The organism is Bacillus pretiosus, assembly GCF_051294775.1.
Lineage (GTDB): Bacteria > Bacillota > Bacilli > Bacillales > Bacillaceae_G > Bacillus_A > Bacillus_A wiedmannii.
On record NZ_JBPPHF010000003.1, the window covers coordinates 33,028 to 48,287 of the forward strand.

General features: G+C 35.8%; 19 protein-coding genes. 15 read left to right on the forward strand and 4 right to left on the reverse strand.

The window, feature by feature from the left end; translation table 11 throughout:
* Positions 1–45 precede the first annotated feature (45 nt).
* Positions 46–642, reverse strand: coding sequence for a hypothetical protein (locus tag ACSG5Z_RS16720; RefSeq protein WP_141542708.1), 597 nt, complete (start codon positions 640–642; stop codon positions 46–48).
* Positions 643–874: 232 nt separating this feature from the next.
* Here ACSG5Z_RS16720 and ACSG5Z_RS16725 point away from each other — a divergent pair, with 232 nt between their 5' ends.
* The 3 genes from ACSG5Z_RS16725 (at position 875) to ACSG5Z_RS16735 (ending at position 4,335) form a co-directional block, all read left to right on the forward strand.
* Positions 875–1,435, forward strand: a complete 561-nt coding sequence (locus ACSG5Z_RS16725; RefSeq protein WP_000214808.1) for a nitroreductase family protein — start codon at positions 875–877, stop codon at positions 1,433–1,435.
* Positions 1,436–1,549: 114 nt separating this feature from the next.
* Positions 1,550–2,965 carry a stage V sporulation protein SpoVR gene (gene spoVR / locus ACSG5Z_RS16730; protein WP_001202728.1) on the forward strand — a complete coding sequence of 472 codons (1,416 nt, stop codon included), beginning with the start codon at positions 1,550–1,552 and terminating at the stop codon, positions 2,963–2,965.
* Positions 2,966–3,072: 107 nt separating this feature from the next.
* Complete coding sequence (locus ACSG5Z_RS16735; protein WP_435711789.1) at positions 3,073–4,335, forward strand: neutral/alkaline non-lysosomal ceramidase N-terminal domain-containing protein; 1,263 nt, start codon at positions 3,073–3,075, stop codon at positions 4,333–4,335.
* Positions 4,336–4,462: 127 nt separating this feature from the next.
* Here the strand turns inward: ACSG5Z_RS16735 and ACSG5Z_RS16740 are convergent, their stop codons facing one another.
* Entirely contained in the window at positions 4,463–4,936 is a 474-nt protein-coding gene (locus ACSG5Z_RS16740; RefSeq protein WP_060487586.1) for a MarR family winged helix-turn-helix transcriptional regulator, read from the reverse strand.
* Positions 4,937–5,079: 143 nt separating this feature from the next.
* On the opposite strand from ACSG5Z_RS16740, the gene ACSG5Z_RS16745 reads away from it, so the two are divergent.
* The 12 genes from ACSG5Z_RS16745 (at position 5,080) to ACSG5Z_RS16800 (ending at position 13,288) form a co-directional block, all read left to right on the forward strand.
* On the forward strand, positions 5,080–5,664 hold the full coding sequence (locus ACSG5Z_RS16745) for a DUF3238 domain-containing protein (protein ID WP_435711790.1): 585 nt from the start codon (positions 5,080–5,082) through the stop codon (positions 5,662–5,664).
* 133 nt (positions 5,665–5,797) lie between these two features.
* Positions 5,798–6,382, forward strand: a complete 585-nt coding sequence (locus ACSG5Z_RS16750) for a DUF3238 domain-containing protein (RefSeq protein WP_435711791.1) — start codon at positions 5,798–5,800, stop codon at positions 6,380–6,382.
* A gap of 260 nt (positions 6,383–6,642) precedes the next feature.
* Complete coding sequence (gene cdr / locus ACSG5Z_RS16755; protein WP_435711792.1) at positions 6,643–8,307, forward strand: CoA-disulfide reductase; 1,665 nt, start codon at positions 6,643–6,645, stop codon at positions 8,305–8,307.
* A gap of 185 nt (positions 8,308–8,492) precedes the next feature.
* Positions 8,493–8,756, forward strand: coding sequence for a metal-sensitive transcriptional regulator (locus ACSG5Z_RS16760; RefSeq protein ID WP_000456206.1), 264 nt, complete (start codon positions 8,493–8,495; stop codon positions 8,754–8,756).
* 88 nt (positions 8,757–8,844) lie between these two features.
* Entirely contained in the window at positions 8,845–9,405 is a 561-nt protein-coding gene (locus ACSG5Z_RS16765; RefSeq protein WP_435711793.1) for a sulfurtransferase TusA family protein, read from the forward strand.
* 38 nt (positions 9,406–9,443) lie between these two features.
* Positions 9,444–10,574 carry an MBL fold metallo-hydrolase gene (locus tag ACSG5Z_RS16770; RefSeq protein ID WP_435711794.1) on the forward strand — a complete coding sequence of 377 codons (1,131 nt, stop codon included), beginning with the start codon at positions 9,444–9,446 and terminating at the stop codon, positions 10,572–10,574.
* A gap of 38 nt (positions 10,575–10,612) precedes the next feature.
* On the forward strand, positions 10,613–10,840 hold the full coding sequence (locus ACSG5Z_RS16775) for a sulfurtransferase TusA family protein (RefSeq protein WP_000864996.1): 228 nt from the start codon (positions 10,613–10,615) through the stop codon (positions 10,838–10,840).
* 66 nt (positions 10,841–10,906) lie between these two features.
* Entirely contained in the window at positions 10,907–11,266 is a 360-nt protein-coding gene (locus tag ACSG5Z_RS16780; RefSeq protein WP_044796322.1) for a hypothetical protein, read from the forward strand.
* Between the two features lie 4 nt (positions 11,267–11,270).
* Positions 11,271–11,636 (forward strand): rhodanese-like domain-containing protein, encoded by a 366-nt coding sequence (locus tag ACSG5Z_RS16785; RefSeq protein ID WP_000382694.1) that lies wholly within the window; start codon positions 11,271–11,273, stop codon positions 11,634–11,636.
* Positions 11,637–11,650: 14 nt separating this feature from the next.
* Positions 11,651–11,947 (forward strand): rhodanese-like domain-containing protein, encoded by a 297-nt coding sequence (locus tag ACSG5Z_RS16790; RefSeq protein WP_044796323.1) that lies wholly within the window; start codon positions 11,651–11,653, stop codon positions 11,945–11,947.
* A gap of 66 nt (positions 11,948–12,013) precedes the next feature.
* The gene (locus ACSG5Z_RS16795) at positions 12,014–12,490 is read left to right on the forward strand and encodes a DsrE/DsrF/DrsH-like family protein (protein WP_000435815.1); all 477 of its coding nucleotides are present in this window, start codon (positions 12,014–12,016) and stop codon (positions 12,488–12,490) included.
* Positions 12,491–12,523: 33 nt separating this feature from the next.
* Positions 12,524–13,288, forward strand: a complete 765-nt coding sequence (locus ACSG5Z_RS16800) for a sulfite exporter TauE/SafE family protein (RefSeq protein ID WP_087985804.1) — start codon at positions 12,524–12,526, stop codon at positions 13,286–13,288.
* 81 nt (positions 13,289–13,369) lie between these two features.
* On the opposite strand, the gene ACSG5Z_RS16805 is transcribed toward ACSG5Z_RS16800, so the two are convergent.
* A complete protein-coding gene (locus ACSG5Z_RS16805) occupies positions 13,370–13,810 on the reverse strand; it encodes a hypothetical protein (RefSeq protein WP_000642361.1) in 441 nt (146 codons plus the stop codon).
* Positions 13,811–13,958: 148 nt separating this feature from the next.
* A complete protein-coding gene (locus tag ACSG5Z_RS16810; protein WP_087985803.1) occupies positions 13,959–15,167 on the reverse strand; it encodes an LCP family protein in 1,209 nt (402 codons plus the stop codon).
* Between the last annotated feature and the right edge of the window lie 93 nt (positions 15,168–15,260).

Sequence of the window (15,260 nt, forward strand, 5' to 3'; positions counted from 1 at the left end):
TAAAGAAAAGGAAGGGTATTGGGAATCCCTTCCTTTTTTGGCGTATTAATTTGTTTTCTTTTCCTTAATAGACTTCACTAATTTAATCATTTCTGCTCGTATATCTTCTTTTTTTACATTTAATTTTTCTGCAATTTGTTTAATGTCCATTCCGTCTTTTTTCATTTTTAGTACATCATCAAGAGGAGTGTTACTTTTTTGAGAGATGATTGTTAATACCGTGAGCTGACGTAATCCGATATTATAATCTTTCATTTTTTGTTTTAGGCCGTCTGGTGTAGATTTTTGCATATTTGCTAATTCTTGCAGCAGTGCTTTTTTCGTCTCTTTATTCATATGATGCTTTTTTAATTTACTTGGATCTACACCGAAATGCTGGGCTGTTTTCTCCCAAGATTTATTTTGCTTATAGTAAGCTAAAACGTCTTTTATTTCTTTTTTACCGATTCTTGCAATGTGAGCAGCTTTCCAAATTTCATGTTTGTTATAGCCGAGTTTTTCGAGCGACTGCATTTCTTCTTCTGAAATAGGCTTATGATGGTGCAATGTTATTTCTTTTGGCGTGGCAGCGAAAGTAGGGAAGACGGTTGCCCCGAATAATAATGTTGCCATAGTCATACTTACTGCGATTTTTTTGTACATATAAACTCCTCCTAGATGGATAATGTGGAAAACTGTACACATATCATTTCCATAAAATGTGAAATACTTGTGAACAAGTTAAGTTTTTTTATTCACAGTATAAAATGACGTTTTTGGAAGTTTTCCAACATAAAACATTGATTAATAGTAAAAAACTAAGGTATAATCGAAATTGAAAATCAATATCAATAACAAATGTATACATATAGATGAAAATAAGGGAGAGAAAAATATGACTACATATACTTCCATCGCAAATGTGATTAAAGAAAGACGCTCTGTACGTACATTTACAGATAAAGCTGTAGATAAAGAGTTATTAATTGAACTATTAAACGATGCAACATGGGCACCGAATCATAAACACCGTGAACCATGGAATTGTAAATTATACATTGGAGAAGGCCGCAAAAAATTAGTAGATGCAGTATTAAACTCTTTCACAGAAGAAGAAAGAGCGAAACGCGGCAAAATTTTATCAGATCGTTTCTTAAGCACGCCGGCACAAATTGTTGTTTATATTAATGAAGATCCACGTCAAATTCAACGCGACGAAGATTACGCTGCAACATGTGCATTTATGCAAAACTTCCAACTGCTTGCTTGGGAACGTGGCTTAGGCTGCGTTTGGAAATCAGGCGGATTAAACTACAATCCATTATTTATAGAAGGACTTGGTTTAACAAGAGGTCAACGCATCGTTGGAATTCTTCACCTTGGCTATTTCGATAAAGCACCAGAAGGAAAAGCTCGTACGCCGATTACGGAGAAGATGGAGATTATTGAAGGTTAATAGATGAGACATTCTCGTTTTTATGAGGATGTCTTTTTATTATGCAATCAATCCTCATGAAAGCTTGTTCCTCATCATACACTTTCTTAAGGGAAAGTGTAAGGAGGGAAAATAATGAGAGCAAGTGAAGATAAAGCGCTGCAATATGCGATTGCGGAAATTACGGAAATTGCGACTGGATTTGGGCTTGATTTTTATCCGATGCGTTATGAAGTATGTCCAGCGGAAATTATTTATACATTTGGTGCATATGGGATGCCGACGAGGTTTTCGCATTGGAGTTTTGGAAAGCAATTTTTCAGAATGAAATTACAATACGATTTAGGACTTAGTAAAATTTATGAACTCGTTATTAACTCTAATCCATGTTACGCCTTTTTATTAGATACGAATTCTTTAATTCAAAATAAATTAATCGTGGCGCACGTTTTAGCGCACTGTGATTTCTTCAAAAATAATATTCGTTTCTCTAATACGAAACGCGATATGGTGGAGAGTATGGCAGCGACAGCAGATCGTGTGAAGGCGTATGAACATAAGTATGGAAGAGAAGAGGTAGAAACGTTCTTGGATGCAGTACTTGCCATTCAAGAACATATTGATCCATCGCTTATGCGTCCGAAACTTGCTTGGAGTATTGGAGATTTAGAAGAGGATGTAGAAAAGAAAAAGATATCACAGTACGATGATTTATGGAATTTAGATGATCGAAACAAAAAGAGGGAACGACCTAATATGCATAAAAAGAAGAAAATCCCACCGCAGCCAGAAAAAGATTTACTCCTCTTTATTGAAGAATATAGCCGTGAGCTAGAAGAGTGGCAGCGCGACATATTAACGATGATGCGCGAGGAAATGTTATATTTCTGGCCACAGCTTGAAACGAAGATTATGAATGAAGGCTGGGCTTCCTTCTGGCATCAACGCATACTCCGTGAAATGGACTTAACATCTTCTGAAGCGATTGAATTCGCAAAGCTTAATGCAGGTGTGGTTCAACCATCAAAAACGAGCATTAACCCATACTACCTCGGTATTAAAATGTTTGAAGATATTGAAGAACGTTACAACAACCCGACAGAAGAAATGAAGCGACGCGGTGTAAAACCAGGATCTGGTCGAGATAAAATTTTTGAAGTACGTGAAATTGAGTGGGACGTATCGTTCTTAAGAAACTACTTAAATAAAGACCTCGTAATGAGAGAAGATATGTACTTATTCCAGCGCCAAGGAAAAGAATATAAAGTAATAGATAAAGAGTGGGAACATGTACGTGATCAGCTCGTAAATATGCGTACAAATGGTGGCTTCCCGTACTTAGTAGTAGAAGACGGGGACTACTTAAAGAACGGAGAGTTGTACATTAAACATAGTTACGAAGGGATCGAGCTCGATTTAAAATACTTAGAAAAAGTATTACCGTATCTTCATCAGCTATGGGGAAGAACGGTGCATATGGAGTCCATTGTGGAGAGTAAGGGCGTTGTGTTTTCTTATGATGGGAAGATGGTGCATCGGAAGTATGTGTGATGAAAAGAACGGACATAGAATGCTATGTCCGTTCTTTTTTATTTGGAACAAGGTTAAATATGCTATTCTTGAAAAAGGGAGTTACATAGAGAAATGGAGCGATTCAAATGAGCAAAATAGGGGTATGCAAGGTGGATATTACGCCGCCTGTCGGTATTGATTTTGTCGGATACCATAGAGAGACAGGAATAAATAATATTGAAGAGCGTATTTACGGGACGGTCTTTGTATTTGAAAAAAATGAAATGAAAACGGTGTTTATAAGTGTTGATAATATTGGGATGTTAGTAGAAGATACGAATGTTATTCGTGAGCGAGTAGCTAGTAGGCTTCATGTGCCATTTGAGCGAATAACAGTTGTTTATACACATACACACTCTGGTCCAGAAACAGTCGGTGAGCAACCTTTAGTAAAGTCGTATAAAACGATTTTACTAAATAATGTAGTGCAAGGTGCGGTTACTGCGGATAACAACTTGAAGCTCTGTGAAGTTGGCTGGGATGTTACGACAGGTGATATTGGGGTCAACCGAAGAGAGAGCACATCTGATGGAAGAGCAAAGATGGGAACAAATATAGAGGGTGTTGTAGATAAACGAATTGGTATGTTAGCCATAAGAAATGCTGAAACGAAGGAGCTATCTGGGATTGTAGTATTTTTTACGGCTCATCCGAATGTTTTAAAAGGTGATAGTGATGTGTTATCAGCGGATTATCCTGGAATGACGAGAGAGGTTCTTGAGAAGATAGTAAACTGTCCTGTTATTATTGTGCAAGGGGCTGCTGGTAATGTAAATGCGAAGTATCGCGGTTCAAGAGAAGCATTAAAGAAAATGGCTTACACACTTAGTGGACATGTATTAACGATGTTGCCAACAGTTACATACAGCTCAATTGTAAATTTAAGAACGATTTCGAGTACGATGCAAATGAAGTTGAAAGATATTCCTGAAATGAATGAGATACGAAGCATGGCTCGATCGGCCGAGAAGCAGTGGGGGATGAATACGGATGAATGGCTTACTATCGTTTTAGAGAAATATAAGCAAGGTATTCGGCAGTTACGTATTGATTTAGAAGTTCAACTGTTTCAAGTTAATGATGGCATGTTCTTTGGTATACCGATGGAACCTTTTTCAGAAACCGCGTTAGAAGTGAAAGAGAGTCTTCAAAATGAACTAGCTTTCTTTGGTGGATATACGAATGGATATATTGGTTATTTACCGACAAGGGAAGAGTTTGTATATGGTGGATATGAAGTGGAATTAAGTCCTGTCGTATATGGGCCAGCTACAAATTTGTTGATGCCACCGGAGGAGAATACGGCGAGTTTGATTGTGCAGAGAGTTATGAAATCATATAATGTTTAAAATATAGATTTTCATGTATTTAATATAAAATTTAAAAGAAACAATAATTATTAATAAAACTGTAAAAAAAGAATCCATTTTGAAAAAGAATAATCAAAATGGATTCTTTTTTATATGGAGTTTTTGTTTACCAAACAGGGCGTATATTTGATGATAATTTTCCTGTATTTTTTTTAGTAACGAATGTTGTTAAATCTTCTTTAAGCATTTGCATTCGTTCTGCACCTATGTTTTCAATCCATCGCTGTTCTATTTCAGCTATTATTTCTTCTTTTGCTTTCATTACTGACAAACCACGTTCGGTTAAAACAATGATCTTACCTCTTTTATCAGTAGGATGCGTTTTACGTGTAACGTAACCACTACTCTCAAGAGAATCTACCATTTTACTTACAGCTTGTTTGGAAATCCCTAAATACTCAGCTAGTTCTATACCAGTTGCTCCATTAGGAAGAATGCGTTTGAACATAAAACCATGTGCTGGCCTAATATCTTCAAATCCTAATTCACTTAATTTTTCATGTAGTTCAGTAATTAATGTACTGAAAGATAATGATAAAAGTGAAGTAAGGTCTAGTTCGTTAAATGTTGAATGATCCATGTATATAACCTCCGTAATTATAGTCAATTAAGTTGACTACATGTGAAACCTATTGTACTATACGGAATATAGTCAATCAAATTGACTATATTCCGTATAGTACAAATAATGATTTATATAAATAGAATCAATGGAGGTTTCACATGGTTAATATCGTTAAAATTAGAGGGAGTGTATTTGCACCATATACATCGCTGGAACCTATTAAGGATTCTGCAACAGGAAGAGTGTTTGAATATGCTGGAGATGCACGTGAGTTTACACCATACGCTGTGAACACAAAGCGTTCAAGATTAGAACAAGAAGTGACTGTTGATTTTTATAAAAGAGAAATTTTCACATATGCAGATGCTTGTATCGTCACTGTGAAAATTACAAATCCAGATGGCTCAATTGAGTATCAAAAGGGAGAGACAAGTACAGATAACATTGCATGTACAAATATTGTATGGAGTGAAGATAAAGTTTCATTTGAAATGAGAGCAAGTGCAAGTAATCCGTTAAACACGAAAGCACCTGCAGCTGACTATTTTTTGACTATACGAGTTAATGAATGTGGTACTGTACATGTTGAAGGTGTACACGATGGTTTCCCTTGCTATGAATTTTATAAACAAATAGACTTTGGTTCATTTGAATTAATATACACACATGATTTCAGAGAAACGGATGATACCCCAGCAGCACTAGCTGGAGAAATGGAATATAGTTTTAAAACGACAATCTAATAAATATAGCGCTATTTTTCAGAAGGAAGTAGCAAACGTTAAAAGAGAAATCTATTGATTATGGGACCGAAATTGTGATCTGTTTTACTCAATGATATGCAGTATTTAAAATAAAATTATAGAGGTGTTTCTTATGACTAATATCGTTAAAATTAGAGCCAGTGTATTTATTCCAATGTCTTGGACTGAAGCTAAGAAGGATATGGAAACGGGAAAAGTAATCCAATTCGAAGGTGATTCCCGTGAATTTACACCGTATGCAGTAAACGCTATGCGCTCTAGAGTTGAGCAAGAGGTAGTAGTGGATTTTTATAAAGAAGAAGTGTTTTCATATGCGGACACGGGTATTACGACAGAGAAGGTTACAAACCCAGATGGTTCGGTGAATAAAAGAATAGGAAAAGCGAGTACTGAAAATATTGTGTGTACTGATATCGAATGGAATTCTGATGGTGTGCAATTCAAAATGAGAGCAAGTGCAAGTAATCCGTTAAATGTGTATGCTCCTCCTGTGGACTATTTATTAACTGTATGTGTGAAAAAGGATGGTAGTATCGATATTCAAGGAGAACATGATGGATTCCCTTGCTATGAATTTTATAAGCAAGTAGATTTCGGTTCATTTGAACAAATTTATACACATGATTTTAGAGAAACTGGTGATACACCTGAAGCGTTAGGTGGAGAAATGGATTATAGTTTTACAAAGAGTTTATAGGAAGTATGACAAATTACTTCATTCGTAAATGAATTCAGCCGTCAAAAATAAGTATTACTCCATACTACGCCGCCTTTAGGCATGGATTTAATCATACAGAAAGGAACCTGGAGATATCTAGGTTCTTTTTTGTTTCGAATTTGTGAACAAAAGATATATATATTGAAAATGATTTTTGTATATTTTATTATATACCCATACGGGTATGAGTTTTCTGTTTTTGATACATTGAGTAAATAAATCATATGGAGGTTTAAAATATGTCTAGAAAAATTGTTGTAGTAGGTGGAGTTGCGGGCGGGGCATCAGTAGCTGCAAGGCTTCGTCGTTTAAGTGAAGAAGATGAAATTATTATGGTGGAGCGTGGTGAATATATTTCATTTGCGAATTGTGGATTACCATACTACATTGGTGGTGTTATTACAGAAAGACAAAAGTTATTAGTTCAAACTGTTGAAAGAATGTCAAAGCGTTTTAATTTAGATATACGTGTATTGAGTGAAGTAGTAAAGATTAATAAAGAAGAGAAAACAATTACGATAAAGAATGTAACTACAAATGAAACATATAACGAGGAATATGATATTTTAATTCTTTCACCAGGGGCAAAACCAATTGTTCCACCTATTCCAGGTATTGAAGAAGCGAAGGCGTTGTTTACGTTACGAAATGTACCTGATACAGATCGTATTAAAGCGTACATTGATGAGAAGAAACCACATCATGCGACGGTTATTGGTGGCGGATTTATTGGAGTAGAAATGGTTGAAAACTTAAGAGAACGAGGAATTGATGTTACTCTTGTAGAGATGGCAAATCAAGTAATGCCACCAATTGATTATGAAATGGCAGCATATGTGCATGAGCATATGAAAAAGCACAATGTTGAGCTTGTTTTAGAAGATGGTGTAGATGCATTAGAAGAGCACGGGACTGTTGTACGTTTAAAAAGTGGTTCAATCATAAAGACAGATATGATTATTTTAGCAATTGGTGTGCAACCAGAGAGCAGTTTAGCGAAGGATGCAGGGTTAGCACTAGGAGTTAGAGGAACGATAAAGGTAGATGAGAGTTTTCAAACGTCGGACCCGCACATATATGCAATTGGTGATGCGATTGAAGTAAAGGATTTTGTTACAGAAACAGAAACGATGATTCCGTTAGCGTGGCCAGCTAATCGTCAAGGTCGCATGTTAGCAGATATTATTCATGGTCATACGGATTCTTTATATAAAGGTACGCTGGGAACTTCTGTAGCTAAAGTTTTTGATTTAACAGTTGCTGCGACGGGAGTAAATGAGAAAATATTAAAACGATTAAATATACCCTATGAGGTAGTACATGTACAGGCGAATTCGCATGCCGGATATTATCCGAATGCGACGCCAGTGTTAATAAAATTAATTTTTAATAAAGAAAGCGGAAAAATGTATGGGGCGCAGGCGTTAGGGCGTGACGGTGTAGATAAGCGTATTGATGTTATTGCAACGGCAATGAAGGCAAACTTAACCGTAATTGATTTGCCAGATTTAGAATTATCATATGCCCCGCCTTATTCTTCTGCAAAAGACCCAGTAAACATGGTGGGGTATGCGGCAAGTAATATAGTAGATGGTTTTGTGGACACAGTACAATGGCATGAGGTAGATCGTATTGTTGAAAATGGTGGATATCTTATTGATGTTCGAGAGCCTAATGAACTCAAACAAGGAATGATTAAAGGTTCTATTAATATCCCTTTAGATGAGTTACGTGATCGTTTGGATGAAGTACCGGTAGATAAAGAAATATATATTACCTGTCAACTTGGTATGAGAGGTTATGTCGCAGCGCGCATGTTAATGGAAAAAGGATATAAGGTAAAGAATGTAGATGGTGGCTTTAAATTGTATGGGACAGTATTACCAGAACGTGTTGCGTATTAATATTTTTTCATCTTCCACTTCAAAATTTAGTGGAAGATGAAAGCTTATGTATTAAGGTTTCACTTCTTGTTTTGTGAACATATAAGATAAACATTAAAAATAGGGGTTTACAAAATACCCTATAGGGTATTTTGTATTGTCATAGGTTATAAATAGTGACATAATGGTAATGAGGTGATTATAGAATGGAATATAATCAAGATATGAAAAATAGATTGAAACGCATTGAAGGTCAGGTTCGTGGTGTGCTTCGTATGATGGAAGAAGGAAAAGATTGCCGAGAGGTTATTACACAGTTAACGGCATCTCGTTCTGCACTTGATCGTACAATTGGACTTGTTGTGGGAACGAATTTAGAGCAATGTTTGCGTGAGCAGTTTGAAAGCGGTAATGGTTCAAATGAAGAGTTAATTAAAGAAGCTGTTCAATTACTTGTAAAAAGCCGATAATCTGTCAAACATAATTGTTGACAGATTTTCAAAAACACTTTAACATACCCCTACAGGTATATGTGTATAAATTATGGAGGAATCGACTATGAGTATAAAAGTGGATATGAATCTAGATTGTAAAGGTTTGGCTTGTCCGATGCCGATTGTAAAGACGAAGAAGGCGATGGAAGGATTAACGTCAGGGCAAGTGATTGAAGTTCAGGCAACAGATAAAGGGTCTACTGTAGATATACAAAGTTGGGCGAGTAAAGTAGGTCATCAATATATCGGGACGAAACAAGAAGGTGATGTATTGATGCATTACGTTAGAAAAGCACACGAGCATGAAATGAATGAAATAGTGAAATATCCTCATACAATTACGAATTCGGAATTGGAAGAGATAGTATTAAGTGGTGAAGAGTGTATTGTAGTAGATGTTCGTGAAGCGGCGGAATTCATTTTTGGTCATATTCCATCGGCTGTTTCCGTGCCGTTAGGAGAATTAGACAGTGCAGCGTTAGATCAGAAGAAGCAAATTTATGTTGTTTGCCGAACTGGTAACCGTAGTGATGTAGCTTGCCACATGTTGAAAGAGAAAGGTTATGCAAATGTGAAAAATGTCATTCCAGGCATGTTAGAGTGGCAAGGCAATGTGGAAAAATAAAATTTTTTAAATAAAAATATACCTATGGGGGTAATGAGATGAACGTTAAATCGTTACAAGCAAAAGATGTTGCAGAGAAAGTTTTATTCGGAAAGTTATTTATTTTAGATGTTCGTAATGAGGCGGATTATGAAGATTGGAAAATTGAAGGAAAAAAAGTTACTTCAATGAATGTGCCGTACTTTGATTTATTAGAGGGTGTAGATCATATTGTAAGTGAACTACCTAAAGATAAAGATGTTTTAGTAGTATGCGCAAAAGAAGGGTCTTCTATATTTGTGGCAGAGCAATTAACAGAGGCTGGATTAGAAAATGTTTATTATTTATCTGGTGGTATGAAGGCTTGGAGTGAATATATAAAGCCTATAAAAGTTGGAGATTTAAAAGATGGCGGAAGTATGTATCAGTTTAACCGTCTTGGAAAAGGTTGCTTATCTTATATGGTCGTTTCAAACGGTGAAGCAGCAGTTATTGATGCAGTAAGAACAGTTGAAGCGTACGAAGAGTTTGCGAAAGAGCATGGTGTTACGATTACGAATGTAATGGATACACATTTACATGCAGACCATATTTCTGGCGGACGGAAGTTAGCGGAAAAAGTAGGTGGTACGTATTGGTTGCCGCCAAAAGATGCGGAGGAAGTTGTGTTCTCCTATAAACCACTTGTTGAAGGATCTGTTATTACGGTGGGGGGTACTAAAATTGAAATTGACGCATTATACTCACCGGGGCATACGATTGGAAGTACGTCATTTATTGTAGATAATTCCTATTTATTATCAGGCGATATTTTATTTGTAGATTCAATTGGGCGTCCAGACCTTGCTGGGAAAGCTGAAGATTGGGTAAGTGATTTACGTACTACTTTGTATAGCCGATATAAAGAACTATCTCAAAACTTAGTTGTGTTACCGGCTCATTATTCAAAAATAAGTGAAATGGACGAGAGTGGCATTGTTAGTGCTAAATTAAAAGATTTATCTGCGTATAATGCAGGATTAAATATTGAGGATGAGGGAGAGTTTCGTAAAGTTGTAACAGAGAATTTACCACCTCAACCGAATGCATATCAAGAAATTCGTCAAACAAATATGGGGCGATTAAATCCAAGTCAAGACGAAGAGCGTGAAATGGAGATTGGTCCAAACCGTTGTGCTGTTCATAATTAATTCGGTTTCAAATGAAATAAAAATAGGAGGTATATAAGATGAAGGTGAAAGAAGTATTAGATGTAAAAGGATTAGCATGTCCAATGCCAATTGTGAAAACAAAGAAGGCGATGGAAGCATTACAATCGGGGGAAGTGTTAGAAGTACACTTAACAGATAAAGGTGCGATTAAAGATATTCCAGCATGGTCACAAAAAGGCGGTCATGAAGTGTTAAAACACACGGAAGAATCTGGTGAATTAAAATTCTGGATCAAGAAAGCATAGCAGTTCAATAACAAGTGGAAGATTACATCCTCTGTTTATTATTGAAAGTAAAGAGGATAATCATATATGTTTTATATAGTTATATCTCTACTAGTATGGATGCTAGGAATTTTAGTAAAACGTTACATTCCGGTTTTAAACGTTGCATATATTTCGTTAGAACAAGTAAGGGAAATGGAAAGTGTTGTTGTAGATGTACGCAATTATACAGAGAGTCACAGTGATAACACTTCTAGAATTATGTGTATACCGTATGCGTATTTAAAACGGTATTATCATGAAATACCAAATAAGCCTTTGCATCTTATTGTTCATAATAAAGTGGATCGGAATTTAAGTGTTCGTTTTTTAAGAAAGAAAGGGTTCCATATTCAAAGCTATAGTATATATTTGGACGGGAAAAAAGCACAAAAGGAGTTTAAATAGTTTTATGGATGTAAAGACAATATTAAATGTAATCTTAATTGTACTTGTATCGTGGTTTATTATTTCTCGCTTCTTACCAGTTAGAGGAGTAAAAAATATTTCAGGAAAAGATTTAAAACGGATGATGGGGCAAAAGAATAAACAATTTATCGATGTACGTACAGTAGGTGAGTATAGAGGGAATCATATGAAAGGGTTTCAGAATATCCCATTAAATGAGTTAGCTAGTAAAGCAAATCAATTAGATAAAAATAAGGAAGTAATCGTTATTTGTCAGAGCGGGATGAGAAGTAAGCAAGCAGCAAAGGTATTAAAGAAATTAGGATTTCAGCACGTTATCAATGTTTCAGGCGGTATGAATGGTTTGTGAGGAGGAACTTTAAAATGAAAGAAATGACAGTAAAAGAATTAGAAGAAAAATTGTTACGTAAAGAAGCAGTCAATATCGTAGACGTACGTGAAGTAGAAGAAGTTGCCGAGGGGAAAATCCCAGAAGCATGTAATATTCCACTAGGGCTATTAGAGTTTCGTATGCATGAGTTGGATAAAAAGAAAGAATATATTATCGTTTGTCGTTCTGGCGGAAGAAGTGCACGAGCAGTTCAGTTTTTAGAAGGTTACGGTTTTCGAGTGGTTAATATGGTAGGTGGTATGTTAGCTTGGGAAGGTAAAGTAGAATAGAGCGAACATAAACGATTTTTTGTAAATTTTAAAATACCCCTATAGGTAATTCGGAGGAGAAAAAACATGGAACAGAAGAAAACAACAATCGTTTTATTTAGCGGAGATTATGATAAAGCAATGGCTGCTTATATTATTGCAAATGGTGCAGCGGCGTATGATCAAGAGGTAACTATTTTTCATACTTTTTGGGGATTAAATGCTTTAAGGAAAGATGAGCATGTGAAGGTGAAGAAAACTTTCATCGAAAAAGTATTTGGAAAGATGATGCCGCGTGGTGCTGACAAGATGGGATTATCAAAAATGAATTTTGCAGGTATGGGACCAAAGATGATTAAAGGTATTATGAAAAAACATAATGCGATGCCTTTACCAGATTTAATCGATTTGGCGAAAGAACAGGGGATTAAACTTGTCGCTTGTCAAATGACAGTAGATTTATTAGGGTTAAAAGAGGAAGAGATTATGGAAGGGGTAGAGTTTGCAGGAGTAGGAGCTTATTTAGCAGATGCTTCGGATGGGAATGTAAACTTATTCATTTAATTCATCTTCTTTCTAGAAGGGAGGGGATGTAAGATGAGCTTAGTCGTATTACTTTTTATAATTGGGTTTATAGGATCGTTTATATCAGGAATGGTTGGAATTGGCGGTGCGATCATTAATTATCCGATGATCTTATACATTCCGGTATTGCTAGGATTTACTGGTTATACATCTCATGAAGTGAGTGGTATTACAGCGGTTCAAGTATTCTTTGCAACTTTTGCAGGGGCATGGGCCTATCGGAAAAGTAATGATATGGATAAAACGCTAGTTGTGTATATGGGAGCTAGTATATTAATAGGAAGTTTCATAGGGAGTTTTGGTGCTAACGTATTAGCGGAACATACGGTCAATGTTGTTTATGCAGCGTTAGCAACAATAGCTGCTATTATGATGTTCGTACCGAAACGAAATAATGGTGATGAAGTAAAATATAATAAATGGTTAGCAAGTTTGTTAGCATTTATTGTAGGAGGCGCATCAGGTATTATAGGTGCTGGAGGTTCGTTCCTGTTAGTTCCGATTATGCTAGTTATTTTAAAATTGCCGTTACGTACAACAATAGCAACATCTATCGCTATTACGTTTATTTCCTCAGTAGGGATTACGACTGGAAAAGTGATAACTGGGCAAGTAGTTGTAATTCCAGCTCTTATTATCGCGATTGCAAGTATCTTTGCTGCGCCGCTTGGAGCACGAGTCGGGAAAAAGATCAATCAAAAAGCATTGCAATATATGTTATCGATTTTGATTGTAGGTACAGCTATTAAGATGTGGATTGATATGATATTGAAATAAAAGGATGGTGCTGCTTGCAGCTCATCCTTTTATTTATGCCGCTATTTGAAGGTAGTAAACGCCCGATTGGTGCAGGCTGATTTATGCCCAAATAACTTTCATTAAGTTTTTATATTCGTCATTTGCTAATTTATATAGCATTCTCGTATGTTCAAAGACAAGTGCTGGATTAAAGTTTGGTTCTGAGAATGCAAGCGATGCTGAAATATCAATTGCATTTTGCTTGTTTAATGTGAATTTTGCAAATCGATAAGATGTGTTTAATTCATTGATAACATGCAAAATATCATTTGTTGATGTTGCATCAGGTACGTGAGCAACATTGAAGCAGTATATATCCACAGTAGGATGTTCGTTTTGGAAAGCAGCGATAAGTTGAATTTTTGCGCCAGCTTCTGTTTCTAAGCCTACTGAAAAATGAACAGAACCATCATTTTCATCTATATTTTCTTCCATGTATATATCGTTGGATTTTAAGTAGTCTTTAAAATCTGAGATGTTATGTTTTACTGCAGCTTTCATATGTATGAGCCCCCTGATAATTGGAATAGATTGCTACTATTTATTATAATTTAAAAATATTAAAAAAGATAGTTAGAAAGTTCTGATTTTTGATTTAGAAGAAATAAAAAGAAGCAGTACTCTACCTCCATAGAGAACTGCTTCTTTTTTATTCATTGTCGTTAGACGATGTTTCTGTATCTTCACTGCTATTTTTATTCTTATTTTTCACTTCATTGTTACTTGATTCGCGTTCACTTGAATTTTCAGACTTAGATTCTTTTGTTTTCTCTGTGCTTGTTTTCTTCGAATCAGAGTCTGTTTTTGTATATGCAGGTAATCCAAGGTGAGCGCGAAGCCCGTTTGTTACATTTGCTAATTCTTTTTTATCTGGATTGTAGTAATATGTTCGGCCGCCGCCAGCAGATTTGCTACATGTATCGTCACCTTTTTCCATATAGCAGTCTTCACCTTGAATTTGTAATTTCTCAATTTCCGAATCCGATCCGTACTTATAGAATGAAAGCATATCATCGAATGTTAAGTTCGTAACGAATTGGCCGTTAATATCATCAATGATGTTACCAACTTTTGTTACAGATCCAACGCTTGTTAGTTTCTTTAAAATAGCTTCAATAACGAGCTGTTGGCGTTGTCCACGCATTGCATCACTATCGATGTGGCGCGTTCTAGCAAGGGCAAGAGCTTCTTCACTATTTAGCTTTTGAACACCTTTCTTCAGGTGAATCGCATCAGCAGTATCATTACTATCTTGTTCAGTAAATTCAACTGGTACATCGACTTCAATACCACCTAAATCGTCGACAATTTTCATAAATGACTTGAAGTTAAACTTTACAAAGTAATCAACGGGAACATTCATTAATTTTTCAACTGCATCAATGCTTGCTTGGGGTCCACCATCTTTTCCGTTTTTAGTAGAACCGTATGCATGAGCGTGTGTAATTTTATCTTTTTTCTTTTCCACTGGGATATAAGTATATGTATCTCGTGGAATACTTAATAGTTTTACAGTTTTGCTATCTTTATTAAACGTTGCAAGTAGTAGTGCATCCGTTCTTATAGCTTCTCCATATTCTTTCCCGCGGACATCGCTTTCATCAACACCCATGATTAAGACGGAGACGTTATTTGTGATAGGTTTTACAGCTTTATCACGTAAATCAGATTTATCACCGCGCGCTAAATCGTGTGCGGCATTTCGAACAGCAGAAGATGCTTTATTTACTAAAAACCAAGTATAACCGCCACCTATTATTAAAAAGAATAGAATAACGCTTATAATAATTTTTGTTTTTTTCCTACTTTTTTTCGGTTTACTGCGTGTATTTTCTTGCAAAGATGGGTTTTGCTCCATTTCCTGTACTCCTTCATTTGGATTGAAATACGACACTCACATCCACTTATTATAATGAAATTTGACGAAAAAAGACATTACAAATCATTTACA